Origin of the sequence: Pseudomonas entomophila L48, from assembly GCF_000026105.1 — a bacterium.
GTDB classification, from domain to species: Bacteria; Pseudomonadota; Gammaproteobacteria; order Pseudomonadales; family Pseudomonadaceae; genus Aquipseudomonas; species Aquipseudomonas entomophila.
In genome coordinates, this window is the sequence record NC_008027.1 from 3670637 (window position 1) to 3696899 (window position 26263).

Here is a 26263-nt window from a genome sequence, read left to right on the forward strand (position 1 = left end):
CGGCGATTTTGATTTGCTTTGAAAGCAGAGAAGAAATGGCAGGGGCGGCTGGATTCGAACCAACGCATGGCAGGATCAAAACCTGCTGCCTTACCGCTTGGCGACGCCCCTGTATCGGATATGACAAGCGCCTGATGCGCTGCCAACCTGACAATTCACCGCAAGCTCCGTGTGTTGCTGTGCGGGAATGGCCGGCACTTTAACAACCTTTTTCCAAGGTGGGAAGCTTTTTTTTAAAAAAAAATCATAGAAAAACAGCAGGTTAGTCGCCGGCGCCGGATTATGCGGTGATCATTTCAAGCGAACGGTGACGCAGCACATGCGCGAGCATCGGCGATGGATGCGCCAAACTGCAGCGTATTTTTGCACCCGTACAGGCGCCAGAGTGAGTCGGTGTCCACATGGCTGTTGAGCGTACCCACACCGACCATCACCAGCCCCACGAAGCCCACCGCCCGCGGATATCCCTTCCGCAGGCGGCTCTCACGTGAGCTTCACGGCCAGGACATATCACCCGCTATTGATGGCTGACCCAATACACCGCCGTGACCACCACCAGCACGATCAGACACAGGATCGCCCAGGCATCGACACTGCTGTCAGCTTTGCGGACCTTGCTTGAATTTCCCATTGCATTACCTCTTGTAGTGGTTATGGGAATGCACTTCGCAAGCAGCAGTTAAGTCCAGCAATGCCCTTCACTCAAGCAGGGTCTTTCAGTAGTCGACGGGTGACATGAGGAAGGGATAGCGAAAATCCGCTGCCCGTCCTTCGGCGCTGTAACGGTGAAAATCGATACCGTGGCCGTCCTGATCCAACAGCCTCAACCAGCGCCGGGCCTTGTCCACGTCGATCAGTTGCAGCGATGGCACCTGGTGCTTCTGCTGCCCGTCGCGGTCCACTGCCAGGCCCAATGCGTCATCATGCAACATCACCATGGCCCAACCGCCCATGGTGAAATGCCCGCCCATCAACACCCCCAGGCGCCCATCGATACGCGCCCGCAGCGCCTCGGGCGAGCTGTTGACCGCGCTGAACACCACATCGCGCCCCGGCACCCGGCCCGCCGCCTCGAACGCCCGCATGGCACCGAAGGCCATCTCGTCGTTGGCCGACCACACCAACTGCGTGCCCGGGTAGCGCTCCAGCAGCATCTGCGCCTGCTCGAAGGCGCGCTGGCGACTCCAGCCGCCATACACCACCTGGCGCAGGCGGACCTGGGGATAGTCGGCCAGCGCCCGGCGCATGCCCAGTTCGCGCAACTGCGAGGCGGGCGTGGTTTTCACGCCGGCGAACGCCAGCAGGTCGACCGGGCCATCGGCAGGTGGCAACTGCGCGACCATCGCCTTGAGCATCTGATAGCCGGCCTCCTCGTCATTGCTGACGAGGGTGCCGAGAATCCGCGGGTACTTCTCCGGCTGGGACTGGGTGCTGCGCAACTGGTCCTCGGTCAGCCCATTGTTGACCAGGAACAGCTTCACCCCTGTGCCACGGGAAAGGCGGATAACCTCCGGCGCCACGTACTGTTCGTTGACCAGCACCAGGTAATCGGGGCGTTGCGGCCCCTGCAGCACCGCACGGGCCAAGGTCAGCGTGCGGTCGGCACTGCGTTCGCTGTACTGCACGCGCAGCGCCATCCCCAAGTCCTTGGCGGCGGCCTGCATGAAACGCGAATAGTCGACCCAGAACGTTTCGTTGGAATAGCCCGGGTTGAGAAACACCACCGAGGCAGCCTGCGCGCCGACTGCCAGCGGCAGGCTCAGGCACAGGCCCTGGCACAAGGCCTTGAGCATGCGGTTACATCCCTGCGAAACAAACCTCGGATTATAGACAGGTGGCGTACCGGAACGGACAAATGCCAGTCAGTCTCACTTAGTCCAAATGGTTCTTTTCATATGCAAAAACATCACTTTAGCGCATAAACCCACTCTGCTATCGTTCCTCGGCTCCGACCCGGAGTGCGCGGCCGTGCGCGCGATTAGCTGCATGCAGCCTGAGACAGGACTTATATGTACGTATACGACGAGTACGATCAGCGGATCATCGAGGACCGCGTCAAGCAGTTCCGTGATCAGACCCGCCGCTACCTGGCCGGTGAGCTGAGCGAAGAAGAATTCCGCCCTCTGCGCCTGCAGAACGGCCTGTATATCCAACGTTTCGCGCCGATGCTGCGTGTCGCCGTGCCCTATGGCCAGCTGAACGCCCGCCAGACCCGCATGCTGGCGAAGATCGCCCGCGACTACGACAAGGGTTACGCGCACATCAGCACCCGCCAGAACGTGCAGTACAACTGGCCAGCGCTGGAAGACATCCCGGAAATCCTGGCTGAACTGGCCACCGTGCAGATGCACGCGATCCAGACCAGCGGCAACTGCCTGCGCAACGTCACCACCGACCAGTTCGCCGGTGTCGCCGCCGACGAGCTGGTCGACCCGCGCCCTTGGTGCGAGATCGTCCGCCAGTGGACCACCTTCCACCCCGAGTTCGCCTACCTGCCGCGCAAGTTCAAGATTGCCGTCAACGGTTCGAGCGACGACCGCGCCGCCATCGAAGTGCACGACATCGGCCTGGAGCCGGTGCGCAACGAAGCGGGTGAACTGGGCTTCCGCGTCCTGGTCGGCGGCGGCCTGGGCCGTACGCCGGTGATCGGTTCGTTCATCAACGAGTTCCTGCCCTGGCAGGACCTGCTCAGCTACCTGGACGCCATCCTGCGCGTGTACAACCGTTACGGTCGCCGTGACAACAAGTACAAGGCGCGGATCAAGATCCTGGTCAAGGCGCTCACCCCGGAAGTGTTCGCCGAGAAGGTCGAGGCCGAGATGGCCCACCTGCGCGGCGGCAGCACCACCCTGACCGAAGCGGAAGTCGAGCGCGTGGCACGCCACTTCATCGACCCCGACTACCTGGCGCTGGACAACGTCGACTACGGCGCGCAGGACCTGGAGCACCCTGGCTTCGCCCGCTGGCGTTCGCGCAACACCCGCGCCCACAAGAAGCCGGGCTACGTCGCCGTCACCCTGTCGCTCAAGCCCACCGGCGTCGCCCCGGGCGACCTGACCGACAAGCAGCTCGACGCCGTCGCGGACTTCGCCGAACGCTACAGCTTCGGCTTCCTGCGCACCTCCCACGAGCAGAACATCATCCTCGCCGACGTCGAGCAGCGCCAGTTGCACGCCCTCTGGCTGGAACTGCGCGAGCAAGGCTTCGCCACCCCGAACATCGGCCTGCTGACCGACATCATCTGCTGCCCGGGCGGTGATTTCTGCTCCCTGGCCAACGCCAAGTCGATCCCGATCGCCGAATCCATCCAGCGCCGCTTCGACGACCTGGACTACCTGTTCGACATCGGCGAGCTCGACCTGAACATCTCCGGCTGCATGAACGCCTGCGGCCACCACCACGTCGGCCACATCGGCATCCTTGGCGTGGACAAGAAGGGCGAGGAGTTCTACCAGGTCTCGCTGGGCGGCAATGCCGCCCGCGACGCGAGCCTGGGCAAGATCCTCGGCCCTTCCTTCGCCCAGGACGACATGGCCGACGTGATCGAGAAACTGATCAGCGTGTACGTCGAGCAGCGCACCGAAGACGAGCGCTTCATCGACACCTACCAGCGGATCGGCATCGACCCCTTCAAGGAACGCGTCTATGCAGCGAATCATTAAGAACAACCAGATCGTCGACGAAACCTGGCACCTGCTGCCCAAGGACGTTTCCATTGACGAACTGACCAACTGCGACGACTACATCGTGCCGCTGCAACTGTGGCGCGACCACCCGAGCCTGCTCAAGGCTCGCGACGGCGGCCTGGGCATCTGGCTGGACAGCGACGAGGAAGCCGAGGAAATCGGCGAAGACGTCGAGCACTTCCAGGTCATCGCCCTGAACTTCCCGGCCTTCACCGACGGGCGCAACTACTCCAACGCGCGCCTGCTGCGTGACCGCTACAAGTTCAAGGGCGAGCTGCGCGCCATTGGCGACGTGCTGCGTGACCAGCTGTTCTACATGGCCCGTTGCGGCTTCGACGCCTTCGCCATCCGTGCCGACAAGAACCCAGAAGACGCGCTGCAAAGCCTGAAGGACTTCTCGGTCACCTACCAGGGCGCCACCGACGAACCGCTGCCGTTGTTCCGTCGACGCTGACCCTAGCGCCGGGGCTGCCACGCAGCCCCAGCCACTTGCTCTGCATCGCAAAAATATCTGATCTTCTGCTCAGGTTTGCTAATGGCACGCCGATATCAAGGCGTACTCATTAACTCCGCAAGGAAAGCGATGATGAGCCCGATCACATCCGCACTGCGCTTCACCCCCGTGTACAACGCCTCCCCTGCCCCGCAGAGCCTCGATACCCGCCAGACCGCTGCGGCCGCCAGCACCCCCGGCACCCAGGTCATCCTTGGCCAGGACACACGCATTCCCGACTCGCAGACCTACTCCTCCCGAGGCACGTTGGGTAACGCCCAGCCCCGCTACGTGTGGGAGCAGGACAGCATCGACAAACTGAGCATGCACATGCTCGGCAGCATCAAGGGCAACAGCACCGCCGCGCGCTTCCAGGGCCTGGGCACCGCCCTGATGGAGCAACTGGTGGCCAACGGTGGGCAGCGCGTCTCACAGTCGGCGCTGCAGGTCGGCGAGAACAGCGAAATCGCCCCCGCCCTGCTGGCCCTGCAACAGTCAAGGCTGCGCGAACACGCCAGCAACAGCATCACCCTCAACCTCACCACCGCCTCCGGCGCCACGGTGAAGCTTGGGTTGTACAACGGTGAACAAGGCCTGGCCGTGGACGCCGATGTACAGGGTGGCACGCTCAGCGCCGAAGAACTCAAGGGCCTGGCTACCCTGGCAAATGGTTTCCAGTCGGCCATCAACGGCCTGACCCAGGAGACGCCGAGCCTGCAGCTGGGCGCCCTGCTCAAGCTCGACCAGACCCTGTTCACCGGCCTGCAAATGAACGCCAGACTGCAAACCTCCAGCGGCGAGTTGCAGACCTTCGACCTGCGCATGGACGGTTCGACCCGCAACCTCAAGCTGCAAGGCCCGAGCGGCCAGATTCAGCTCGACCTGGACACCCAGGGTGGCGTGGTGCTGGGCAACCAGCAGCAGCGCCAGGCCGCCGTGAGCAATTACCTGAGCCAGTTCGACGCAGCCCAGGCACGTGGCAAGGGCAACGCCCAGCTGATGACCCTGTTCAAGGACGCCTTCAGCCAGCTCAACAGCGTGGACGACAGCAGCCCGCGCCCAGCCGGGCATGAGGATACGATCAACCGGTACAGCCGCTCGCTGCTCAGCGGCCTGGCCGACTTCGACGCCTCGATCAGCCAGACCAGCCAGCACCTGAATTCGCACCGCCTAGATGAGGAAGACCGTTTCAGTTACCAGGTGTCGCAAGCCACCTCGAACAACGGCGGCGGTACCAGCCTCGACGTCAAGCAGCACCAGCAGGCCAAGCTGGACGCTGCCTGGCACACCGAGCTGTCATCGTCGGCCAAGCTCGACCAAGTCGTCGACCCGAACAACTATCGCTACCACATGCTCAATGAGCAGGCCAGCGCCAGCACCCACGTCGGCTTCGTCAACGGCGCCCTGAGCGAAGCCAGCGCCACCCAGGAAGCCAGCAGTACCCACCGGGTGATGACCTACCAGAACGGCGAACTCAAGTCCGATGTCAGCACGCCACAGTCGGTGCGCAAGTCCCGGGACCTGATGGAGATGCTCAACCAGTTGCTCAAGCAGGACGAGCAGGCCCGCCGCATCGGCGTCCAGTCGAATCTCGACCAGCAGCTGGCCGCGAACAGCCACCTGTGGTTGCTGCAGACCGATCCGTCGAAAATCGCTGATTGATCCGCGCCCGTTCGCTTTGTAGGAGCGGCTTCAGCCGCGATCACCCGCGAAGCGGGTGCCAGGCAACGCGTTGCCTGCATCGCGGCTAAAGCCGCTCCTACAGGACCCATTTCAGCGCAAAGGCACATAGATGTCCGTCTGCCACTGCTCGAGCGGCGTCTGCGGGTAGATGCTCAGGTAATGGAAGAACAGCGGGTGATCACGCAGTTCCTCGCCACTCACTGGCAACCAGTCGCGGTAGAGCGGGTAGATCGTCTCGCCGATATGATCAGGCGACCCCACATGCCGCACCACCGCGCAGCGCCCGCCGGGCAGGCTCAACATGTGCACGCCTTCGTCGTTGGGCTGCAGCGCCTCGAACAACTCGCCACAGATGGCGAAGCGAAAGTCCTCGGGCGTGGTGGTGTCCGGATTGTTGTAGGGGATACCGAAACTGCGGCTCGTGGCCACGGGCGATTGCCCGCTGCGCTTGCGCCACTCGATGAAACGGCCCACGGTCTCGCTGACCTGGCCAGGCGGGCCGCGATGCTCGAGCGCGGCCAGTTGAACTTCGGCGAAATCGACGATTCGTACCTGCATGGTGATGCTCCTGGAAAAATGAGGAATGTCGAACACCGTATTCCAGCGTTGCCAGTCGGGTTGGCGGCGGAATGCGCTAGGCGCCTGGCCGAAGGCGCGCCGGAAGGCCCGGCTGAACGCCTCGGGGCTTTCGAAGCCGGCGCCCATGGCCGCGTCGAGCACGCTGTAGTCCGCCTGGCAAACCAGCCGGTGAGCGGCGCGGCGCAGGCGCATCAACTGCACGTAGCGAGCAACCGGCACGCCCACATAGGCGCTGAACTGCCGATGGAAGTGGAACGCCGAGAAATGCGCCACCGCGCTCAGGGCGTTGACCGACAGGTCGCCTTCGAGGTTGTCCTCGATATAGGCGAGTACTGCCTCGAAGCGCTTCTGGTACAGCATAGGGGTGGGCAGGTCGGACACCGGGGCAAGCTCCTGAAATACGGTAGGCCGTAGCATCATCGATACAGGCCCGATCATACCTAGCCGCGTTTGCTCAGGGCGCCCTGAACATCATCAGACCACTTACCCTGTAGGAGCCAGCCTTGCTGGCGAAGGCCACACCACGGTCCAGCGTCGGGCCGGTTCGCCAGCAAGGCTGGCTCCTACAGGTGAAACGCAGCGCCCATTGCTTACCTCTTACTCACAAGCCGCCCAGGCATTAATGACTTTTAGTCAAAAGACCTTGGCCCGGGAGTGTCTTAATCAATCCCGCGGAAACCTGCAGACTGCAACCACTCGATCAACTGGCGCAGCACCGCGCAAGCCCGATCCCCACCCTCTCAAGGAGCAGCCCCATGAGCATTCCATCCTTCGGCCTCGGCACCTTCCGCCTCACCGGCCAGGCCGTCATCGATTCGGTCAAGTCCGCGCTCGAACTGGGCTACCGCGCCATCGACACCGCGCAGATCTACAAGAATGAAGCCGACGTCGGCCAGGCCATCGCCGAAAGCGGCGTGCCGCGCGACGAGCTGTTCATCACCACCAAGATCTGGGTCGACAACTACGCCGCCGACAAGCTCGTGCCCAGCCTGCGCGACAGCCTGGCCAAGCTGCGCACCGACCATGTCGACCTGCTGCTGATCCACTGGCCGGCGCCGGGCAACGGCGTCGAGCTCAGCGAGTACATGCAGGCCCTGGCCGACGCCAAGGCACTGGGCCTGACCCGCGAGATCGGCATCTCCAACTTCAACATCGAACTGACCCGCCAGGCCATCGCCGTGGTCGGCCAGGGCGAGATCGCCACCAACCAGGTCGAGCTCAGCCCCTACCTGCAGAACAGCAAGCTGACCGCATTCCTCAAGGAGCAAGGCATCACCACCACCTCCTACATGACCTTGGCCTACGGCAAGGTGCTGAAGGACCCGGTGCTGGCCGAGATCGCCGCCAAGCACAAGGCCACCGTCGCCCAGGTGGCGCTGGCCTGGGCGCTGCAGCTGGGTTATGCGGTGATCCCGTCGTCGACCAAGCGCGAGAACCTGGCCAGCAACCTGCTCGCCCGCGGCCTGCACCTGGACGCCGACGACATGGCCCGCATCGCCACGCTCGAACGCAACGGCCGCGAAGTCAGCCCGGATGGCCTGGCGCCGATCTGGGACTGACCTGAACATTCGAGCCGCCCTGCCAGGGCGGTTTCGCCTTCAACACGCAACACGGAGCTCCCGATGAGCACGCTTTCCCCCAAACGGGTCCTGTTCGCCCTGGCCATCGGCGCCTTCGGCATCGGCACCACCGAATTCACCCCCATGGGCCTGCTGCCGGTCATCGCCGAGGGCGTCGACGCCAGCATCCCCAGCGCCGGCATGCTGATCACCGCCTACGCCATCGGCGTGATGGTTGGCGCGCCGATCATGACCCTGCTGTTCAGCCGCTTCGGCAAGCGCGCCGCGCTGATGATGCTGATGGGCATCTTCACCGTCGGCAACCTGCTGTCGGCCCTGTCACCCGACTACTACACCCTGCTCGCCTCGCGCCTGATCACCAGCCTCAACCATGGCGCCTTCTTCGGCCTGGGCGCGGTGGTCGCCGCCAGCGTCGTGCCCAAGGACAAGCAGGCCAGTGCCGTGGCCACCATGTTCATGGGCCTGACCATCGCCAACATCGGCGGCGTGCCCGCGGCCACCTGGCTTGGCCAGCAGGTCGGCTGGCGCATGGCCTTCGCCGGCACCGCCGTGCTGGGCGTGCTGGCCATCGCCGCGCTGTGGTACGCCCTGCCCAAGGGCGAGCGCGGCAGTGTGCCCCATGTACGCAAGGAGCTCGCCGTGATCGCCCGGCCCAATGTGCTGCTGGCCATGGCCACCACGGTGTTGGGGGCCGGTGCGATGTTCACCCTGTACACCTACGTCGCCCCGGTACTGGCCGACCTGACCGGCGCTTCCGACACCTTCGTCACCCTGGGCCTGGTGCTGATCGGCGTGGGCTTCACCCTCGGCAACAGCCTGGGCGGCAAGATGGCGGACTGGTCGCTGGATGGCGCGGCGCGGATCTTCCTCGGCGCCCTGGCAATCATCATGTTGCTGATGCCGCTGGTGCTGGGCAGCCATGTCGGCGCGGCCATCGCGCTGCTGGTGTGGGGCATGTTCACCTTCGCCGTGGTGCCGCCACTGCAGATGCGGGTGATGATCGCCGCCGCCGAAGCGCCGGGCCTGGCGTCCTCGATCAACGTCGGTGCGTTCAACCTGGGTAACGCGGTGGGTGCCGCGCTGGGCGGCGCGGTGATCAGCCTGGACCTGGGTTATGCCGCGGTGCCCATGGCCGGTGGCCTGCTGGCGGCCGGTGGGTTGCTGCTGGTGTGGCTGGGTGGGCGGGCCAAGGTGCCGCGTAGCGCCGTCGGTGAGGCGGTATAGCGGCTGCGCTTTCAACGTGTTCGCCGAAAAAGTTGCAGCGCCTGTGAGATCCAGCGCCGCCCGCGCGGCGCTGGATCTCACAGGCGCTGCAACTCAAGCGGCGGGCCCTTGACGGCCTTCATACGATCAAAAGCCCCCGCCCTACCCTCTGCCTACTGTTCCGACAGGCACAATTATGAAGTGCCGGGAGCATCGATTCTCAGCCAGGCGCCTTGGGCGTAGCCTCCTTCCCTACCAGGCCACTCCAGGCCTCAACCAGAGGAACAGCGCAATGTCCCGCCCCCCACTGCCACCCTTCACCCGCGAAACCGCCATCGAGAAAGTCCGCCTCGCCGAAGATGGCTGGAACAGCCGCGATGCCGCCAAGGTCGCCCTGGCCTATACCACCGACACCCACTGGCGCAACCGCGCCGAGTTCTGCAACAGCCGCGATGAGGCACAGGCCTTCCTCACCCGCAAATGGAACCGCGAGCTGGAATACCGCCTGATCAAGGAGCTCTGGGCCTTCACCGACAACCGCATCGCCGTGCGCTACGCCTACGAGTACCGCGACGACAGCGGCCAGTGGTTCCGCGCCTACGGCAACGAGAACTGGGAGTTCGCCGAAGACGGCCTGATGCGCAACCGTCATGCCAGCATCAACGAACAACCCATCAGCGAGGCCGAGCGCAAGTTCCACTGGCCGCTGGGGCGGCGGCCGGATGGCCATCCTGGGTTGAGCGCATTCGGTTTCTGAGCCCTGGGGCCATCCGGGCATGGGGCTGCCAGGCAGCCCCATTCGGCGTACAGGACAAGGACTACGCGAAACGGGGAAAAAGGGAATACAAGGTTGTGCCAGACTCAGCCGCACGCCACCCCAGGACTCCGCCCATGCCTCCTCTTGATGTCATTCCCCCGTGCCGGCGCTATGATGCCTCCCAAGTACGCAACAGCCCCCCTGTTGCACGGAGGTATTCCTTCATGGCCGCAAAAGCAAAAAAACTCTCCGAGCAAGCCCTCGACGCCCTGGAGCGTCAGGTGCCACGCCACGCCAGCGAGGCCACCCACTCCGCCTATCTACGTGCGCTGCAGGCCAACCAGCAAGGTGTGCTGTGTATCGACGAAGGTGAGCTGGTGCGGGTTGCCGCCGACGGTGTCAGAACCGTGCTCGACAAGGCCCGGCCACGGCGCAAGGTCAAGGTCGGCGAGGTAATCACCGTGCGCAAGGTCAATGATGGCACGACTGACGAGCGTCCCTAGGCTACGGGTGTTCGCAGGCCCCAACGGCTCCGGAAAAAGCACCATCAAGGCCGACTTGCCGGCGGCGCTGACGCGCCTCTTCGTCAATGCTGACGACCTGGAACAAGAGGCGAAGTCCACCGGGTTCATCGACCTGGCACCTTTCGACATCGCCACCAGCCTGCCGGAACTGCTCTGGTTCCATACCGAGCACTATCTCATCCAAACCAAGCAGTTGACTGACCAGGCCCGGCAACTCACGCTTCTAGGCAGCAATGTCGACTACCGGGCCGTGCGAGTAAACTCGTACTTCGCCTCGGTGATCGCGGACTTCATCCGCCAACGCTTGCTGGATACAAACCAGAGCTTCACCTTCGAAAGCGTCATGTCGCACCCAAGCAAGATCGAATTCATGCGCCAGGCCCAGGCACGGGGCTATCGCACCTACCTCTACTTCGTCTCCACCGAAAACCCGCAGATCAACATCGAGCGGGTAGCCATTCGCGTGCGTGCCGGAGGGCACCCGGTCAGGGACGACCTGGTACGCAGCCGCTACTACCGCTCGCTGGACCTGTTGCCAGAGGCCATCGCCGCCAGCCACCGTGCATACGTGTTCGACAATTCCGGCCAGTGCGCTGTATGGCTGGCAGAGATCACGGCGGGCACGCAACTGGAGTACCGTAACGAAGAGATACCTGACTGGTTCTTCGAGCACTATGCCGATGTGGTGGAGCCTTGAGAAAGCTACTTCATCTTGACTGCATGTACTTTACCAATGACAGTGCTGCACTTGATCCATAGCGCTTTTTCCAACACCTTCTTCCCCAACACTTCCAACACACACCACCAGCATGAAGACACGCATGAGCACATTTGAATTCACGGATGATCGTCCCATTACGAAAAGCGAACAAGATCTGCTTGGACGCACGGCGTTCGCCAGCAGCTTGGCACGCGCCATTTCAAACTGGAAGAATACCGAAAGTTTGGTCATAGCCCTCACTGGTCCGTGGGGCTGCGGAAAAAGCTCAATCAAGAACCTCGTGATCGAAACACTCGACAATGACAAAAAACACGACATCATGGAATTCAACCCATGGGAGTGGAATGCTCAGGAAAAGCTCACAACTCTATTTTTTGATGAGGTCTCGCGAACCGTCGGCAGAAAAGACAAGAGCAAAGAAAGCAAGCAACTGGCCAAGGCGTTACGCCGCTATGGAAATCGACTTAAGACAACCGCAACGATTTTGGAGAAAACGTCAATTTTTCTCCCCCTGCTATTTTCTTCAGTTGCGTTCACAGCTCTGGCAACTTTTTTGAATAAGCCGGAGTGGATGAATTTCGCCGCAGCCACGGGTTTCATTTCCATCGCCACTGCACTGAGCGCCCCTTTGAAAAAGGTCGCCGCATTTCTCACTGGAAAATCCGAAGACCTTGAAAAAGACGCGAAAGAAAACGAGCTCACGCTCTATGAAATAAGGGCAGAAATTCGAACACTATTGGAAGCCAGAAACAAACCACTACTCATTATAATGGACGACATCGACCGTCTATCACCCGAACAGACACAACAGGTGTTTCAAGTCATCAAAAGCAACATGAACTTCCCAAATGTTGTTTTTCTGCTCCCATTCCAAAGAGACACCATCGAAGAGAACCTCAAGCGATCCGGCTTCAACGGCAGCTATCTCGACAAAATAATCCAGGTCACATTCAACGCACCCACAATCCCCAAAGACAAGCTGCACGCCGTTCTGTTCGAAAAGCTCAATTCAATACTTACTGAAGAGCACCAGCTACAGGAAGGTTTCGACCACAACTACTGGAACTCCATTTTCAGAGAAGGCATCGAGCCATTTTTCAGAAGCCTGCGAGACGTCTACCGCTACCACTCGACCTTATCATTCCATTGCGCATTGTTGCGCGGCTCCGACGTCGCCGAAGTCAATGCCATCGACCTCTTTGCACTGGAGTGCCTCCGCGTGTTTGCCCCACAGTCCTATGACAAGCTGGCGCAGTGCAAGAAGGAGTTGACTACTCCCACTTCCCCGCAAAACAAAGACCATGTCACCTCGACACTCTCATCCATAGCGAACCTGGCCCCAGCTGAGTTCAAGGTTGCCGTAACAACCACTATAAAACTTCTATTCCCCTGTATTACCGGAACTACAAGCCGGCTCAGTTGGGCGCACAACTCTCGAGTCTGTCACCCTGAGATGTTCGCCCGATACTTCGAACTGTCCATCAACGAAGCCGACATTACAAACTCCTTCATCCAGAACCTGAGCACAAAAATAACTGACACCCTCTATTTCTGCGACACGATCGCGCGCCACGGCGAACTGCAACAAAGAGATATCTTGGGCAAGCTAGCACTCAAGGTTAGTACTTTCCCACTGGACAAATCTTCAAGTGTAATAAAAACCTTGCTGAGCGCTGGTGAACATATAGCCGTCGGCGAGTCCTCCTTTGTATCACTATCGGCAATCACCGAGCTAGCAGAATTGACGATTAGTTTCCTTCGCCGCATTGATGACAGCCAACAGCGTGAAAAAATATTCTTCAGCGAAATAGAAGAAACCAAGGCACTTTCCAGCCTCTGCGCACTTATAAACCTAGAAAAATCCGCCCATCACTCGAACAATATCATCCTCACGCCAAGCGTACTCAACAAATTATCTGATACCTTCAACACCATCGCCCTCGACATTGCCAACGATGACCCGGATGCCTTCCTCAAACATCGCAGATTTATAACTTTCATCGCGCAGCTGAACAAAACGAGCAATAGCGGCAGCACCTGGATAAGTAATGCCGTCAACAGTGTTGATCGATTCCTACTTTTCGCAGAGGCCATGATAGTAAAACGGACTACCTTTTCAAGTGGCATGACCAGAGAGCACAACTCCATCGATAAATATTTGGTCAAGGAATTCATTGATTTTGATACCTGCCAGCACTGGATCTCTCGAACACTCAAACTTTACCCATATCGATTGAGTGATGAACCGATACGCCTGTTTCTGGAAACAATTAAAGAGTAGCTTTCATACCCGGTCACCACGCACATCAGGTACCGGTATGAAAAATGCCTGTACGAAGGCCAGGCAAAGCGAACCGGGGTGAGGGAGCGCTACTGGACTAACCGATCCTTCCGAGCCCCGTTTCAATACAGTGTTGGCAAGTGCGAATGAGTTTCGTGCAGCGCCTAGCCCCTGTCAGGCCCTTGAATAGGCTAATTGCCCTCTTCAACCGACTTAGCTGGATTTCAACTCCCCGATTTTCTCCAACCGCGCCCGCACAATATTCCGGCTGATGTTCAGCAACCGCCCAGTCTGCAACTGATTCCCATGGCAGTACCGATACGCCGAGCGAAACACCGTTTCCTCGATATGCTCGTACAGGTCCGGCAGGTTCTGCTCGAACAACGCCAGCAACGCACTCTCCAAGCTTACCGGTGCCGTACTGGCAACGGCCGGCAACGCCGCCACTTCCCCATAGCCCACCGCCTGCGGGCGCATATCCACCAGGTGCAGGTCGGCTGGCGCCACCTGCTGCTGGCGGCACACCAACAAGGCATGGTGGATGGCGTTCTCCAGCTCGCGGATGTTCCCCGGCCAGCTGTGCGCCAGCAATTTGCGTTCGGCGTCCGGGCTCAAGGTCGCACGCTCGTAGCCCAGCCGCCGGCAATGCTCCTCGATGAAAAACTCCGCCAACGGCAGGATGTCGCCTGGCCGCTCACGCAGCGGCGGCAGGCGGATGGTGGCCACGTGCAGCCGGTAGAACAGGTCCTCGCGAAAGTGCCCCGCCACCACAGCATCGGCGAGGTTGACGTTGGTCGCCGCCACCAGCCGCACATTGATCGGGATCGGTGTGCGCGAGCCGAGGCGCACCACCTCGCGCTCCTGTAGCACACGCAGCAGCTTCACCTGCATGTTCAACGGCAAGTCGCCGATCTCGTCGAGGAACAGCGTCCCGCCGTTGGCCGCCTCGAACCAGCCGGCCTTGTTGGAGGTGGCGCCGGTGAAGGCGCCTTTCTCGTGGCCGAACAGCTCGCTCTCCACCAGGGTTTCGGCAAAGGCACCGCAGTTCACCGCCACGAAGGGTTCGCGATGACGCCGGCTGAGGGTGTGGATGTGACGGGCGACCAACTCCTTGCCGGTACCGGTCTCCCCAATGATCAGGGTGTTGGCTTCACTGGGTGCCAGGCGCTCGATACGGCTGAGCAACTCCTGGGAGCGTGGGTCCTTGAACACGAGCACGGTGGCGCGCACGGATTTGGTCAGCTCGCGGGCATGGGGATGGGTGATCAGCGACATGGGGGCATTCCTGGCAATTGTGCGCGCCTCCATAGTGCATGAAACAATTTAGACCGAAAAATTATTAATAAATATTTATATATTCGATTTGAGAATATTTAAAAACCAGCAGCCCGACTGCTGCTGGAGCAACAGCCAGTCAACACCGTCTTGCGTGGGCATCAGCACCACGAGCGCGGCGAGCAGGCTGGCAATGTCGACTGCAGGCCCCGTCACACAAGGCCTACAGCGTTCCCCAAGGTACCCTGGCATGCATTTCGCTCCTGCCTGGCAAACGCCTGGGCCGCTCAAACGTGCGGTCTGCACACTGTCAGGAGCTGAACATCATGAAGACTATCTGGCGCCACAGCCTGGCCCTGCTCGGGCTGCTACTGAGCCTCGCGTCCTGGGCCAGCGAGCCTCCCAAATCCGTGCGCATTGCCATCGTCGCGTTCACCCAGGGTGGCGCTCCGGTTTTCGGCGGCATCCCAGGGCGAGTGATCGAGGACGGCTGGCTTGCCCAGCAACTCCAGCAACGCGGTATCCAGCTCGACTGGGTGGCCCTGCCCCACGCCGGCGCTGGCCCGCAGATCAACGAAGGCTTCAGCAACGACAGCCTGGACTTCGCGGTACGCGGCGACCTGCCATCGGTGATCGCCGGGGCCGGCAATGTCCCCGGCAAACTGGTCGTGCCTGGCGGCAGCGGCAACAACGTGTACCTGGTGGTGCCGGCCAACTCCACGGTACGCAGCATCCAGGACCTCAAGGGCAAGCGCCTGGCCCTGCATCGGGGGCGGCCGTGGGAGTTCGCCTTCAGCAACTTCCTGCAAAGCCAGGGGCTGCAGCTGACCGACTTCAAGATCGCCAACCTCAACCCACAGGTCGGCGCGGCCGCCGTGTCGGCGGGCAAGGTGGATGCCGCCGTGCTGCTCAGCGAGGCCTATGCCCTCGAGGACAAGGGCGTGGCCCGCATCCTCTGGTCGACCAAGCAGGGCGCCAACGACTGGCGGCTGGTCTCCGACCTGTGGGGCACCGACCGCTTCATCGAACAACACGCCGACATCACCCAACTGGTGGCCACCGCCTGGGTCAAGGCGGCGTGGTGGATTTCCCAGGAGCAGAACCGCGACGGCTACTACGCCTTGTCCTCCCGCGCCGGCGTCGCCGAGAGCGTGCTGCGCCGTGACGACCAGGACGATCCGGTGGCCTGGAAGGCGCGCTGGGCGCCGAAGAGCGACGCCCAACTCAAGGCCCACTACCAGGCGCTGGCCCGCTATGCCCTGGACAATCGCCTGATCCGCACGCCCTACGCCATCGACGATGACCTGGCCACCGGCTTCACCCGCCAGGCGCTGCAGGACCTGCAACTGACCCATTACTGGCCGTCGCTCGACGCCCAGCTCAGCCAACACTGACAGAGAACCCTCCATGAAGCTGCCTGCCTCACTCACCCTGGGCCTGACCGCCCTGGCACTGTCGATAGGTGCCGTCGCCGCCGACACCTTTGCGCCCAAGCCCGACCCGCAACAAGGCGATGGCCGGGTCTCGGCGTTCTACACCTGGAGCAAGGCCATCCCGGCCGCGCCCGGCAAGCTGCTGCGCAGCGAACCGCTGGACCCGGCCCTGAGCCTGCCCAACGCGGCCAGCGCCCAGCGCATCCTCTACACCTCGCTGGACGGCATCGATGGCAAGACGCCGATCGTGGTCTCCGGCGCGCTGTTCATCCCCAAGGGCAAGGCACCCGCCGGTGGCTGGCCAGTGGCGAGCTGGGGCCATGGCACGGTGGGCGTCGCCGATATCTGCGCACCGTCCTGGGCCGGGCGCTCATACCGCGATGTGCAGTACCTCGACCGCTGGCTCGACGAGGGCTATGCGATCGTCGCTACCGACTACCAGGGCCTCGGCGTGCCGGGTGGCCACCCGCTGCTGAACAACCGCATGGCGGCCTACGGCATCCTCGACGCGGCGCGGGCGGTGGTCGCCGGCGTGCCGGGGCTGGCCAACAAGGTGCTGATCGTCGGCCAGTCCCAAGGCGGGGCTGGGGCGTTCGCGGCGGGCGCCTATGCGGCCACCTATGCACCGGACCTCGGCGTGAAGGGCAGTATCGGCACCGGGGTGATCTACACGATTGGCGCCAAGAACGTCGGCGAGCAGGATCCGGACAAGGTCGACCCGTCGCTGGCCTACGGTTTCTACACCTTGCTGGCAGCGCAGCAGTACGACCCAAGCATCGACCCGCGCGACTTCTACACCGCCAAAGCCCTGCCGCTGTTCGAGCAGGCACGCAGCAGCTGCCTGTCGTCGCTGGTCAGCGACGTGGTCGGCACCGGCCTGACCCCGGCCAATGCCAGGAAGGACTACCAGGGCAACCAGCTCGAAGCCTGGCAGGCCCAGGTGTCGTACCCGACCCTCAAGCTCGCGCAGCCGATCTTCATCGGCACCGGCGCCGAGGACAAGACCCCCGCCGCCAGCACCCAGGTGGCCCTGATGCAGGACGCCTGCAAAGCCGGTTCCGTGGTCCAGGGCCACCTGTACAAGGGCCTGGGCCATAGCGAGACGGTCAATGCCTCGCTGAAGGATTCCATCCCCTTCGCCCGCCAGGTCATCAGCGGCCAGCCCGTCACCCCCAACTGCAATCCCAGCGTCCAGTAAGCCAGGAGCACCACCATGAGCCTCGAATTCTTCACCCGCCTGCCACTGCACGGCGAAACCCAGTTCCTCCCGGGCGACCCGCGCAACCGCGGCGACTGGCACGCCGGCGGCCCCAGCACCGGCGCGGTGTCCGGCTTCGCCGTGGGCGATCACTTCAGCTACATCGACTACCTCGGCCAAGTGGCCAGAGCTGCCGAAATCAATGGTTTCGGCGGCGCCCTGATGGTCAACGCGCCCTCCGGCGAGGAGCCGTGGACGGTGTGCTCGCTGCTGGCCCGCGAGACCCGCACGCTGAAGTTCGTCACCGCCTTCCAGCCCTATCACTACACGCCCTGGGTCGCGGTGCAGCAGGCCGCCACCTACCAGCGCGCCACCGGCAACCGCCTGGTGTGGAACATCATCAATGGCGGCTCGGACGCCATCCAGCGCCAGGTCGGCGACTTCGAGGGGCACGATGAGCGCTACACCCGCGCCACCGAGTTCATGGATGTGGTGCGCGGTTACTGGCACAACGACAACTTCCACTACGAAGGCCGCTACTACCGCGCCGAGGGCGGTGGCCTGCGCGGGCCGCTGAAGAAGGCCGAACTGCCGCTGATCTGCACTGCCGGCTCTTCGCAGGCGGCCCGCGAATTCGCCGCCAAGCATGCCGACTTCTACCTAATGCGCGCCGAGCATCCTGACGAAATCGCCGCGTTGATTGCCGATATCCGTGCCCGAGCCTTGAAACATGGGCGCACCGACATCCGCTTCGGGTTGTCCATCGACGTCATCACCCGCGACACCGAGGCGGCGGCCCTGGCCGAAGCCAAGCGCTTCTTCGACGAAGGCGTGGCCAAGGGCACGGTCCAGGCCCGTGCCGCCCACGCCGGGCTGCGCACAGCGCGCAAGCTGAGCTATGAGCACGAATACGCCAACCAGGGCGAGGCGCCTGCCTTCGACGACTTCTTCATCCACCCCAACGTCTGGACCGGCTTCGGCTACATCGGCATCCCGCCAGGTTGCGCATTGGTTGGCAGCCATGAAAACGTGGTGGCGCGGATCCGCGAATACCACGCCATCGGCATCGGCCTGTTCTTCCTCGCCGGCTACCCGCACCTGGAAGAGGCCTATCGCATTGGCGAGCACATCCTCCCGCACTTTCGCGGCGAACGCGCCTCCCTCTGATTTCTCACGACCTCTGTAGGAGCGGCTTCAGCCGCGATCACCCGCGAAGCGGGTGCCGGGCAACGCGTGGTCTGCATCGCGGCTAAAGCCGCTCCGACAGGGCGAGCGGGCCAATTTTCCACCAGCGGGGACGGGACGAAACGAAGGAGTGGTAGGCCGGGCGCAGCGCTTGCTCGCCCTTGGCGTCGAAGCACCCCAACAGCAACCCGACGGTAGGCGCATCGTCTATCGCGCCCAGGCTGCTGCCGCAGGTCGAGCAGAATGCGCGGCTGGACTGCGCTGAGGCCCGGTACAGGGCCGGCAAGCCACCCTCGCCGACCCACTCCACGGCCTCCTTGTCGAACTCCACCCAGCACAGCGTCAGGCCGCCCGAATGGCGTTGGCACATGCCGCAGGAGCACGTGTGGGGAAACCGTGGTTCGCCCTTGGCAATGAAGCGGATGCGGCCGCACAGGCAGCCGCCTTTGTAACGGATGGTTTTCATCAGGCATTTCCTTGGCTACCGCCGCCTCGTACAGCGCACGGAAAATGTATCTCTCGCCGCGGAAATTGCCAGTGACGAATCAGTTGCGGCGGTCGATGCCGGGCACCAACCCCAGCTCGGTGGCGCGCTCATACAGGCCACTCATCTTCCATTGCTGGGTGAGCACACCCGGTCCATAGGGCCGCGAGCCACCGAGTGCATCGGCGAGCAACTGGATCTGCGCGCCCTCCTCCAGCAACAGGATGAATTCGGCGGTGGCGCGCAGGCCCTGCTTGCCCCACACGGTAGCGCCGCCGTTGGCCTCGAGAATGGCCAGGTTGAAGGGATTGGCGGCGATCTGCTCGAGGATGAAATCCACCTCGGCCTGGCGCCGGTCGATGTAAACCGGCAGCTCGCGAGCCAACTGGTAGCGCTGCACCGGCACGTAGTGGAACGGCAAGGTGCGGTGGGTCTGCGCCCAGGCACCGAGGTAAGGCGTATGCACGTGGGACACGGTGGTGATGTCGGCATGCTGCTGGAACAATTTGCTGTACCGCCCCAAGCCACCCTTGCCCTTGCCGAGGATGACATTGCCGGCGAAGTCGCTGACCGTCGCCTCCAGCGGCTTGCGGTAGCTCCACGGGCCAGCGTAGTTCACCGCCACCAACAGTTCCTGCCCCGGCACCCGCTCGATGAAGCCGACGGTGCCGTTGGCGGTGATGGTGTTGGTTTCACGGAACACGGTGAACGCGGCTTCGGCCTCGGCCAGTACCTGGTCGATGAAGGCTTGCAGTTCGGCGGTGAGGGGGCGTTCGTTGAGCAGTACGGTCATGGTCGATCTCCGGAGTCAGGCGCGGCGTTGGGCCAGCAGGTCATGGGCGGCTTGCAGGGGGCGGTGGTCGACCCAGTCGGCGAGGTCGAAGTCGCGCGCCAGGAAACCGTGCAGGTTGAGGAAGGTCTTCTGGGTGTCGAGGAAGGCCAGGCGCTGGGCCGACAGGTCCGGCGCCAGGGTGGCGTGGAAGTCGCCGCGATAAGCCTCGGCCACGCCCTGGCTGCCGGCACGGGTTTCGTCCTCGAGGATGGCGTTGAGCGCCTCGCGGTTGCCGGCTGCCCAATCGGCAGCGCGCAGGGTCTGGGCGAGGAAGCGCGCCACCAGGTCGAAGTGCTCGTCAAGCAGCGACTGGTGAACGGTGATCGGCCGTGGCGTGCCATTGTTGATGCGGTGTCGTGGGTCGGGCAGCGCGTCAAGGTCGACCCCCACCACCAGGCCGAGGCGGCGGGCGGCGTCGGCGGCGGCGGCGCCTTTGACATACACCGCGTCGACCTCGCCGCGCACCAGGTAGTCCAGGCCCGACCACAGCCGTTGCAGGCCCAGCTGCGGGGTGCTGGCACCCTGCTGGTCGAGTAGCGCCACCTCCACCAGATGCACGTCATCGAAGGTCAGCCCCGCCGAGGCCAGCGCGCCCTTGTAGCCGTGCAGGCTCATGGCCCGGGCGATGCTGCCGGGGCGGTCGTCCCCCCAGGCCGGCAGCGCCAGGCGCTTGCCGCGCAGGTCTTCGGGGCGGCGAATGTTGCTGTCCGGGCGGACCAGCAGGGTCTGCCACTCCTCGATCCAGGTCAGGCCGACCAGCCTTGATGGCGCCCCGGCGGCGCGAGCAGCCAGGGCCGGCAGGTTGCCACCCTCGCGAAACAGGCCGGGGAGCAGGTGATCGTAGTGGTGATGGCCGAGCTGACGGGCTTCCTGCAGGGTGTCGATGGGCAGCCCGTCACGGGCGAACTCTTCCTGCAGCCAGCCGAGCTTGTAGGCGATGCCGGAGGCGGTCGGTACCGGGCAGCGGGTGAACCAGAGGCGGTCCAGTGTTTCAGGTTGCAGGGCGGTTTGGGCGAGGGTCATGGATAGCTCCTTGGGCGTCGTGCAGGGTGTGTTGCAGCGGTCGTGCCAAGGGCTGGAAGGCCCGGAACATGGAGACTGTGCGCGAGTACCCCGGGCCAGGTTGCTGGCCTGGGAGCAGGCATGCGGGGCGAGTGCTGCCAGATCAGCAGGCGGCGGGCCGAGGGTGTTGCTGGAGCAGCATTTCACCTTGGGAATCTCGCCGCAGGCCAACTACTGCGAGGGCTCCACTGGAGTGGCAAAGAAGTTGCTCTGGCGTTGTCAGGATCAGGGCCGCTGCGCGCCCCATCGCCAGCAAGCTGGCTCCTACCGGTATTGCGTTGACCTGTAGGAGCCGGCTTGCCGGCGATGGGCTGCAAGGCAGCCCCCGCGAACACCGCCATCGAGGTCAATCATGAGCATCATCGAACTGCCCCCCGCCTACCGCATCACCAGCGAAACCGAAGCCCTGCGCATCGCCCGTGAAGTCGCCAGCGAAATCGCCACCCTCGCCGCCGACCCGCGCAACAACGACCAACTCCCCCGTGCGCAGGCCGAACGGCTGTCGCACAGCGGCCTCACCGCCATCGGCGTCCCCACGCAGTTCGGCGGCCTCGGCGCCTCGGTCGAGACCCTGGTCGAAATCGTGCGCCTGATTTCCACCGCCGACGGCGGCGTCGGCCAGTTGTTGCAGATCCATAACGTCATGCTGCGTGGCCTGTTCGACGGCTACCCCGACGAAGTCCGCGACCGCGTGCTGGCCGATGTGCTGGCCGGCAAACGCCTGGGCAATGCCCTGGCCGAGGTCGGCGGCAAGAACAAGTTCGCCCTCAAGACCCGTGTCGAACGCCGCGCCGACGGCAAGCTCGTGCTCAACGGCAGCAAGTTCTATTCGACCGGCGCCTACCTGGCCGACTGGATCTGGCTGACCGCCGCCAGCGAGGACGGTGGCGCCGGGGTACTGTTGCACCGGGATACCCCTGGCCTGACCCTGGTCGATGATTGGCGGGCTTTCGGCCAACAGCACTCGGTGAGCGGCACGGTGAAGTTCGACGAGATCGTCCTCGACGAGCGTTTCGTCACCGTGCGCAGCGGGCCGATGAAACGCACCGGGCTCACTTTCCCGCAAATCCTCCATGCCGCCATCGACACTGGCATTGCCGCAGGCGCGTTGCAGGCGGCGGTGGCCTACCTGCGCGAGCATGCCCGGCCCTGGGTCGAGAGCGGTGTCGAGCGGGCCAGCGACGAGCCGCACATCATCCGCCAGGTTGGCGAGTATGCCGTCGCCCTGCGCGGCGCCGAATCGGTGCTGCGCGAGGCCGCGCGGGTATTCGACGCCCATGAGCGCGACCCCGGGGACAAAGCGCTGCAGGATGAGCTGATCCTCTCGGTGGCCACCGCCCGGGCACATGCCGATGGTGCGGCGCTGAAGATCTCCAGCGACCTGTTTTCGTTGCTCGGGGCCAGCGCCTCGTTGAGCAAGTGGAACCTGGACCGCTTCTGGCGCGATGCCCGGGTGCACACCACCCATGACCCGATCCGCTGGCGGCTGCACAACGTCGGCAACCATTACCTCAATGGGGCGGACCCTGGGGAGTACACGGCAGTGCTCAATGCCAAGGAAGCGCAAGGCGCCACCCGTCGTTGAGGCATGCGCCGGGGGCGCTGTGCGCCCCCGACGATCTCGACCACCTCCCGCCTACTCCAGACCCGAGCCCTGCATGCCCTCAAGACACCCCCTCCTGCGCGCCCTGGCCATCTACCGCGAGATGCCCTGGCGCTTCGCCCTGGTCACCACCCTCTATATCGCCGGCAACCTGACCCTGGCCTGGCAACAATGGCTGATCGGCCACGCAGTCGACGATGTCGGCGCCGGCCGCGCCGTCACCCGCCTGGCCGATGGCAGCCTCGACGCCACCCTGGCCTGGCACTGGCTGTGGGCACTGCTGGCCATCGCCCTGGCCCGCAGCCTCCTGCAATACGCCGCCGCCGTGCTGTCACTGGTGCTCAGCCAGGCCCTGCTGACGCGCTTGCGCGAACGCATCCTCGAACAGGTCCAGGCCCTGCACCTGGGCTACCACTGGCGCCATGGCATGGGCGAGCTGGTCACCCGCACCACCCGCGATGCCGACAAGGTTCGCGATGCATTGATCACCTTCTGGCGGCAGATCATCGAGACGCCGCTGGTGGTGCTGGCGGCGGTCGGCCTGCTGTGCTGGTACGACCTGCTGCTCGGCGTGGTGCCGCTGCTGCTGACGGGTGTCGGGCTGGGGCTGTTCGTGTGCCAGACCGAGCGCCTGGTCACCCTCGACCGGGCTGTCGCCTCAGCCTACGACCAGGTGAGCCAGGATCTGTCGGAAGGCATCGGCGGGGTGCGGGTCATCAAGGCGTTTGGCCTGGAAGGCCAGCGTATCGCCCGCTTCTCGGCACAGGTGACAGTGTTCGGCACGCATGCCCGCGCCGCCCTGGCCTACGCCAGCTCGCGAATACCCCTGCCTCAGGCAGTGGTCGCCCTTGGGCATGTATGGATCCTGGTGTACGGCGCCCATCGGGTGGCCGCCGGGCAGCTGGGCATCGGCGAGCTGGTGACCTCGCTGCTGGTGGCCACCACGCTGGTGTTCCGCATCGAGGGCATCGGCCGGGTGATGCAGACGTTCGCCGATGCACGCGCCAGTGCCGAGCGCATCTGGCAGCTGATCGACGAACGCCCCGCCATCCGTAGTGGCCTGGGCACCCTGCCGGACGGGCCACTAGGCCTGAAGCTGGAGCAGGTGCGCGTGGGCACACCGGAAGCCGCACGCGACCTGTTGCAGGGTTGCTCGCTGCACCTGCGTCCCGGCGAGGTGGTGGCGCTGGTCGGCGCCACCGGCAGCGGCAAGAGCCTGCTGGCCAGCCTGTTGCCGCGCCTGACCGATGTGGACGGCGGCAGCGTACGGGTCGGCTCCGACCGCACCGGCTGGCACGATGTGCGCGACATCGACCTGAACACCCTGCGCCGTCGGGTGCAGGTATTGCCGCAGGAGAGCTTCCTGTTTTCCGATTCGCTGGCCGCCAACCTGCGCCTGGCCACGCCAGAGGCCAGCGACAGCACGCTGCGCGAAGCCCTGCGCCTGGCCGCCGCCGAGGACGTGCTGGAGCGCCTGCCCCAAGGCCTGGATACGACGCTGGGCGACCGTGGCGTGAGCCTTTCCGGTGGCCAGCGCCAGCGCCTGTGCCTGGCCCGCGCCCTGCTTGGCGCACCGGACATCCTCTGCCTGGACGATGCCACCAGCGCCCTTGATGCCCACAACGAGCGTCGCGTGCTCGACAACCTGCGCCGCCAGCAAGGGCGTGCGCCGACCCTGCTGTTGATCACCAGCCGATTGTCCACCCTGCTGCTGGCCGACCGCGTACTGCTGCTCGAAGGCGGGCGCATCAGCGCCAGCGGCCGCCACGCCGAACTGGCGGCGCACAACGCCCACTACCGCGAGCTGTTGGGGATCGAGCATGGCTGAAAGCGATATCGACATCGAACAGCGCCTGGCGCGCCAGACCCTCGATCGCGGCATGCTGCACCGCCTGCTGCCGCTGCTGCGGCCGATCCGTGGGGCGATCATGAGCGTGATCGGCCTGGAGCTGCTGCTGGTGCTCACCGTGTTCCTGCGGCCTTGGTTCGTCCGCGAGCTGATCGACCGTGGGTTGCTCCAGGAAGCTGGCCACTGGCTGCTCGACGAGCGCCTGGTGCTGTGGCTCGGCCTGGGACTGGCCGCCAGCTGGTTGGGGCGCTTCCTGCTGGCCGGGGCTTCGCAATTCATTGCAGGCAACGCGGCGATCCGCGTGCTCGGTGCCCTGCGCGTGCAGGTGTTCGCCCATGTCCAGGGGCTGTCGGTCAGCTACTTCGACCAGACCCGCGCCGGGCGCATCATCGCCCGCGTCGACCGCGACGTCGACGCGCTGGAGCCGTTGCTGGTGCAAGGCCCGCCGGAGCTGATCGGCGCCCTGCTGCGTTGTTGCCTGGCCGGGGTGATGCTGTGGCGCATCGAGCCGAGCTTCTTCTACAGCCTGGCTGCCACCGTCCCGCTGCTGGTGCTGGCGACCTGGCGTTTCAAGCGTGTTTCACAACGCAGCTGGGCCAGGGTCGCCGAACAGCGCAGCCGCTTCACCGCGCACCTGGTCGAAAGCGTCAGCGGCGTGCGGCTGATCCAGCAGTGTGGCCGCGAAGCCGGCAACCTGCGGCGCTACCGGCGTTTGCTGGAGGACTTCAACCAGGCCCTGATCCGCGGCAGCCTGCGCACCGGCTGGTTCGCCCCGCTCACTGCGCTGTTGAGTACGGCGGGCATGGCCGTGCTGTTGCTGGTGGGCGCCTTTGGCCTGGCCGAGGGCCGGGTGAGCGTCGGCCAGATTGCCGAGAGCCTGTTCTACGTGTTCCTGTTCCTCGGGCCGCTGCAAGAGCTGTCGGACCTGTTCGAGCGCTACGCCACCGGCAGTGCCTCGGCGCAGCGTATCTTCCTGCTGCTCGACACCCGCGCCGAGGTGCGCGACCCAGATCAACCGCGAGCACAGGGCCGGGCTCGTGGCCAAGTGAGCTTCGAGCAGGTCGGTTTCGCCTACAACGCCCGGCCGGTGATCGACGGGCTCGACCTGCACATCCGCGCAGGCGAGGTGCTGGCCATCGTCGGCCCTTCGGGGCATGGCAAGAGCACCCTGGTGCAGTTGCTCACGCGCTTCTACGACGTGCACAACGGCGCGGTGAAGCTCGACGGTATCGACCTGCGCGAACTGGCCCAGCACGACCTGCGGCGCAACGTCGGCGTGGTGCTGCAGGACAACGTGCTGTTCAGCGGCAGCATTCTCGACAACCTGCGCCTGGCCCGGCCCGAGGCCGATGATGCCCAGCTGGTCGCCGCCGCCCGCGAGCTGGGCGCCGACGAAGTGCTGGAGCGTCTGCCGCTGCAATACCACACTGAAGTCGGCCCGTTGGGCAGCCACCTCAGCCATGGCCAGCGCCAGTTGGTGTGCCTGGTGCGCGCCTACCTGGCGGACCCTGCGGTGCTGGTGCTCGACGAAGCCACTTCGGCGGTCGACGTGCACACCGAGCGGCGCATCCAGCAGGCGCTGCGGCGGCTGTGCCAGGGGCGCACGGCGATCATCATCGCCCACCGCCTGGCGACCATTCGTGACGCCGAGCGGATTGCCGTGGTGCGCCATGGGCGGGTTGTGGAGCTGGGGCGGCATGCCGAGCTGGTCGAGGCTGGTGGCGCGTATGCCGGACTGTACGACGCCTATCTGCGCAGCGCCGGTGAGGTGAACGCCGAAGCCTGACCCTGGCCTGCTGCTGCTCATGCAATCGCTGCTGCCCGACTGCTGCCAC

21 protein-coding genes and 1 tRNA gene are annotated in these 26263 nt (G+C 64.0%); 15 read left to right on the forward strand and 7 right to left on the reverse strand.

The window, feature by feature from the left end:
• Positions 1–36: 36 nt before the first annotated feature.
• Both PSEEN_RS15740 and PSEEN_RS15745 read right to left on the reverse strand, forming a co-directional pair.
• Positions 37–111, reverse strand: a tRNA-Gln gene (locus PSEEN_RS15740).
• Between the two features lie 605 nt (positions 112–716).
• Positions 717–1793 (reverse strand): ABC transporter substrate-binding protein, encoded by a 1077-nt coding sequence (locus tag PSEEN_RS15745; protein ID WP_011534542.1) that lies wholly within the window; start codon positions 1791–1793, stop codon positions 717–719.
• Between the two features lie 216 nt (positions 1794–2009).
• On the opposite strand from PSEEN_RS15745, the gene PSEEN_RS15750 reads away from it, so the two are divergent.
• The 3 genes from PSEEN_RS15750 (at position 2010) to PSEEN_RS15760 (ending at position 5841) form a co-directional block, all read left to right on the forward strand.
• Positions 2010–3662, forward strand: coding sequence for a nitrite/sulfite reductase (locus PSEEN_RS15750; protein ID WP_011534543.1), 1653 nt, complete (start codon positions 2010–2012; stop codon positions 3660–3662).
• The gene (locus tag PSEEN_RS15755; protein WP_011534544.1) at positions 3646–4140 is read left to right on the forward strand and encodes a DUF934 domain-containing protein; all 495 of its coding nucleotides are present in this window, start codon (positions 3646–3648) and stop codon (positions 4138–4140) included. The genes PSEEN_RS15750 and PSEEN_RS15755 overlap by 17 nt, the downstream gene beginning before the upstream one ends.
• 132 nt (positions 4141–4272) lie before the next feature.
• Complete coding sequence (locus PSEEN_RS15760; protein WP_011534545.1) at positions 4273–5841, forward strand: hypothetical protein; 1569 nt, start codon at positions 4273–4275, stop codon at positions 5839–5841.
• A 111-nt stretch (positions 5842–5952) separates the two neighbouring features.
• On the opposite strand, the gene PSEEN_RS15765 is transcribed toward PSEEN_RS15760, so the two are convergent.
• Positions 5953–6801, reverse strand: a complete 849-nt coding sequence (locus PSEEN_RS15765; protein ID WP_373694302.1) for an AraC family transcriptional regulator — start codon at positions 6799–6801, stop codon at positions 5953–5955.
• Between the two features lie 395 nt (positions 6802–7196).
• On the opposite strand from PSEEN_RS15765, the gene dkgB reads away from it, so the two are divergent.
• The 6 genes from dkgB to PSEEN_RS15795 all read left to right on the forward strand — a co-directional run bounded on the left by dkgB (position 7197) and on the right by PSEEN_RS15795 (position 13507).
• A complete protein-coding gene (gene dkgB, locus PSEEN_RS15770) occupies positions 7197–8000 on the forward strand; it encodes a 2,5-didehydrogluconate reductase DkgB (RefSeq protein WP_011534547.1) in 804 nt (267 codons plus the stop codon).
• Between the two features lie 63 nt (positions 8001–8063).
• A complete protein-coding gene (locus tag PSEEN_RS15775) occupies positions 8064–9245 on the forward strand; it encodes an MFS transporter (RefSeq protein ID WP_011534548.1) in 1182 nt (393 codons plus the stop codon).
• A 271-nt stretch (positions 9246–9516) separates the two neighbouring features.
• On the forward strand, positions 9517–9981 hold the full coding sequence (locus PSEEN_RS15780; RefSeq protein ID WP_011534549.1) for a nuclear transport factor 2 family protein: 465 nt from the start codon (positions 9517–9519) through the stop codon (positions 9979–9981).
• Between the two features lie 224 nt (positions 9982–10205).
• Positions 10206–10484, forward strand: a complete 279-nt coding sequence (locus PSEEN_RS15785; RefSeq protein WP_011534550.1) for a hypothetical protein — start codon at positions 10206–10208, stop codon at positions 10482–10484.
• Positions 10459–11202 (forward strand): ATPase, encoded by a 744-nt coding sequence (locus PSEEN_RS15790; RefSeq protein WP_044488228.1) that lies wholly within the window; start codon positions 10459–10461, stop codon positions 11200–11202. Before PSEEN_RS15785 ends, PSEEN_RS15790 begins: the two co-directional genes overlap by 26 nt.
• A 124-nt stretch (positions 11203–11326) precedes the next feature.
• Positions 11327–13507, forward strand: a complete 2181-nt coding sequence (locus PSEEN_RS15795) for a KAP family P-loop NTPase fold protein (protein ID WP_011534552.1) — start codon at positions 11327–11329, stop codon at positions 13505–13507.
• 213 nt (positions 13508–13720) lie between these two features.
• On the opposite strand, the gene PSEEN_RS15800 is transcribed toward PSEEN_RS15795, so the two are convergent.
• The gene (locus PSEEN_RS15800) at positions 13721–14782 is read right to left on the reverse strand and encodes a sigma-54 interaction domain-containing protein (RefSeq protein WP_011534553.1); all 1062 of its coding nucleotides are present in this window, start codon (positions 14780–14782) and stop codon (positions 13721–13723) included.
• A 326-nt stretch (positions 14783–15108) separates the two neighbouring features.
• Here PSEEN_RS15800 and PSEEN_RS15805 point away from each other — a divergent pair, with 326 nt between their 5' ends.
• From PSEEN_RS15805 to PSEEN_RS15815, 3 genes are read left to right on the forward strand one after another with little or no spacing between them, the layout of a single operon-like run.
• Positions 15109–16176 (forward strand): ABC transporter substrate-binding protein, encoded by a 1068-nt coding sequence (locus PSEEN_RS15805; RefSeq protein WP_011534554.1) that lies wholly within the window; start codon positions 15109–15111, stop codon positions 16174–16176.
• Positions 16177–16189: 13 nt separating this feature from the next.
• Positions 16190–17413: a lipase family protein gene (locus PSEEN_RS15810; RefSeq protein ID WP_011534555.1), complete on the forward strand. Its 1224-nt coding sequence runs from the start codon at positions 16190–16192 to the stop codon at positions 17411–17413.
• 15 nt (positions 17414–17428) lie between these two features.
• The gene (locus PSEEN_RS15815; RefSeq protein ID WP_011534556.1) at positions 17429–18580 is read left to right on the forward strand and encodes an LLM class flavin-dependent oxidoreductase; all 1152 of its coding nucleotides are present in this window, start codon (positions 17429–17431) and stop codon (positions 18578–18580) included.
• Positions 18581–18662: 82 nt separating this feature from the next.
• Here PSEEN_RS15815 and PSEEN_RS15820 read toward each other — a convergent pair whose 3' ends face one another.
• From PSEEN_RS15820 to PSEEN_RS15830, 3 genes are all read right to left on the reverse strand, one after another.
• A complete protein-coding gene (locus PSEEN_RS15820; protein ID WP_011534557.1) occupies positions 18663–19064 on the reverse strand; it encodes a GFA family protein in 402 nt (133 codons plus the stop codon).
• A 79-nt stretch (positions 19065–19143) separates the two neighbouring features.
• Complete coding sequence (locus tag PSEEN_RS15825; RefSeq protein WP_011534558.1) at positions 19144–19875, reverse strand: class II aldolase/adducin family protein; 732 nt, start codon at positions 19873–19875, stop codon at positions 19144–19146.
• Between the two features lie 15 nt (positions 19876–19890).
• Positions 19891–20937, reverse strand: coding sequence for an ABC transporter substrate-binding protein (locus PSEEN_RS15830; RefSeq protein WP_011534559.1), 1047 nt, complete (start codon positions 20935–20937; stop codon positions 19891–19893).
• Positions 20938–21328: 391 nt separating this feature from the next.
• On the opposite strand from PSEEN_RS15830, the gene PSEEN_RS15835 reads away from it, so the two are divergent.
• The 3 genes from PSEEN_RS15835 to PSEEN_RS15845 all read left to right on the forward strand — a co-directional run bounded on the left by PSEEN_RS15835 (position 21329) and on the right by PSEEN_RS15845 (position 26214).
• Positions 21329–22561 carry an acyl-CoA dehydrogenase family protein gene (locus tag PSEEN_RS15835; protein WP_011534560.1) on the forward strand — a complete coding sequence of 411 codons (1233 nt, stop codon included), beginning with the start codon at positions 21329–21331 and terminating at the stop codon, positions 22559–22561.
• A 73-nt stretch (positions 22562–22634) separates the two neighbouring features.
• Positions 22635–24407, forward strand: coding sequence for an ABC transporter ATP-binding protein (locus tag PSEEN_RS15840; protein WP_011534561.1), 1773 nt, complete (start codon positions 22635–22637; stop codon positions 24405–24407).
• Positions 24400–26214 (forward strand): ABC transporter ATP-binding protein, encoded by a 1815-nt coding sequence (locus PSEEN_RS15845; protein WP_011534562.1) that lies wholly within the window; start codon positions 24400–24402, stop codon positions 26212–26214. The genes PSEEN_RS15840 and PSEEN_RS15845 overlap by 8 nt, the downstream gene beginning before the upstream one ends.
• Positions 26215–26263: the final 49 nt, after the last annotated feature.

What these genes read in the sequence shown, in the direction of transcription:
- PSEEN_RS15745 (WP_011534542.1), bottom strand. Translation starts at nt 1,793, where the DNA reads ATGCTCAAGGCCTTGTGCCAGGGCCTGTGCCTGAGCCTGCCGCTGGCA.
- PSEEN_RS15750 (WP_011534543.1), top strand. Translation starts at nt 2,010, where the DNA reads ATGTACGTATACGACGAGTACGATCAGCGGATCATCGAGGACCGCGTC.
- PSEEN_RS15755 (WP_011534544.1), top strand. Translation starts at nt 3,646, where the DNA reads ATGCAGCGAATCATTAAGAACAACCAGATCGTCGACGAAACCTGGCAC.
- PSEEN_RS15760 (WP_011534545.1), top strand. Translation starts at nt 4,273, where the DNA reads ATGAGCCCGATCACATCCGCACTGCGCTTCACCCCCGTGTACAACGCC.
- PSEEN_RS15765 (WP_373694302.1), bottom strand. Translation starts at nt 6,801, where the DNA reads ATGCTGTACCAGAAGCGCTTCGAGGCAGTACTCGCCTATATCGAGGAC.
- dkgB (WP_011534547.1), top strand. Translation starts at nt 7,197, where the DNA reads ATGAGCATTCCATCCTTCGGCCTCGGCACCTTCCGCCTCACCGGCCAG.
- PSEEN_RS15775 (WP_011534548.1), top strand. Translation starts at nt 8,064, where the DNA reads ATGAGCACGCTTTCCCCCAAACGGGTCCTGTTCGCCCTGGCCATCGGC.
- PSEEN_RS15780 (WP_011534549.1), top strand. Translation starts at nt 9,517, where the DNA reads ATGTCCCGCCCCCCACTGCCACCCTTCACCCGCGAAACCGCCATCGAG.
- PSEEN_RS15785 (WP_011534550.1), top strand. Translation starts at nt 10,206, where the DNA reads ATGGCCGCAAAAGCAAAAAAACTCTCCGAGCAAGCCCTCGACGCCCTG.
- PSEEN_RS15790 (WP_044488228.1), top strand. Translation starts at nt 10,459, where the DNA reads ATGGCACGACTGACGAGCGTCCCTAGGCTACGGGTGTTCGCAGGCCCC.
- PSEEN_RS15795 (WP_011534552.1), top strand. Translation starts at nt 11,327, where the DNA reads ATGAGCACATTTGAATTCACGGATGATCGTCCCATTACGAAAAGCGAA.
- PSEEN_RS15800 (WP_011534553.1), bottom strand. Translation starts at nt 14,782, where the DNA reads ATGTCGCTGATCACCCATCCCCATGCCCGCGAGCTGACCAAATCCGTG.
- PSEEN_RS15805 (WP_011534554.1), top strand. Translation starts at nt 15,109, where the DNA reads ATGAAGACTATCTGGCGCCACAGCCTGGCCCTGCTCGGGCTGCTACTG.
- PSEEN_RS15810 (WP_011534555.1), top strand. Translation starts at nt 16,190, where the DNA reads ATGAAGCTGCCTGCCTCACTCACCCTGGGCCTGACCGCCCTGGCACTG.
- PSEEN_RS15815 (WP_011534556.1), top strand. Translation starts at nt 17,429, where the DNA reads ATGAGCCTCGAATTCTTCACCCGCCTGCCACTGCACGGCGAAACCCAG.
- PSEEN_RS15820 (WP_011534557.1), bottom strand. Translation starts at nt 19,064, where the DNA reads ATGAAAACCATCCGTTACAAAGGCGGCTGCCTGTGCGGCCGCATCCGC.
- PSEEN_RS15825 (WP_011534558.1), bottom strand. Translation starts at nt 19,875, where the DNA reads ATGACCGTACTGCTCAACGAACGCCCCCTCACCGCCGAACTGCAAGCC.
- PSEEN_RS15830 (WP_011534559.1), bottom strand. Translation starts at nt 20,937, where the DNA reads ATGACCCTCGCCCAAACCGCCCTGCAACCTGAAACACTGGACCGCCTC.
- PSEEN_RS15835 (WP_011534560.1), top strand. Translation starts at nt 21,329, where the DNA reads ATGAGCATCATCGAACTGCCCCCCGCCTACCGCATCACCAGCGAAACC.
- PSEEN_RS15840 (WP_011534561.1), top strand. Translation starts at nt 22,635, where the DNA reads ATGCCCTCAAGACACCCCCTCCTGCGCGCCCTGGCCATCTACCGCGAG.
- PSEEN_RS15845 (WP_011534562.1), top strand. Translation starts at nt 24,400, where the DNA reads ATGGCTGAAAGCGATATCGACATCGAACAGCGCCTGGCGCGCCAGACC.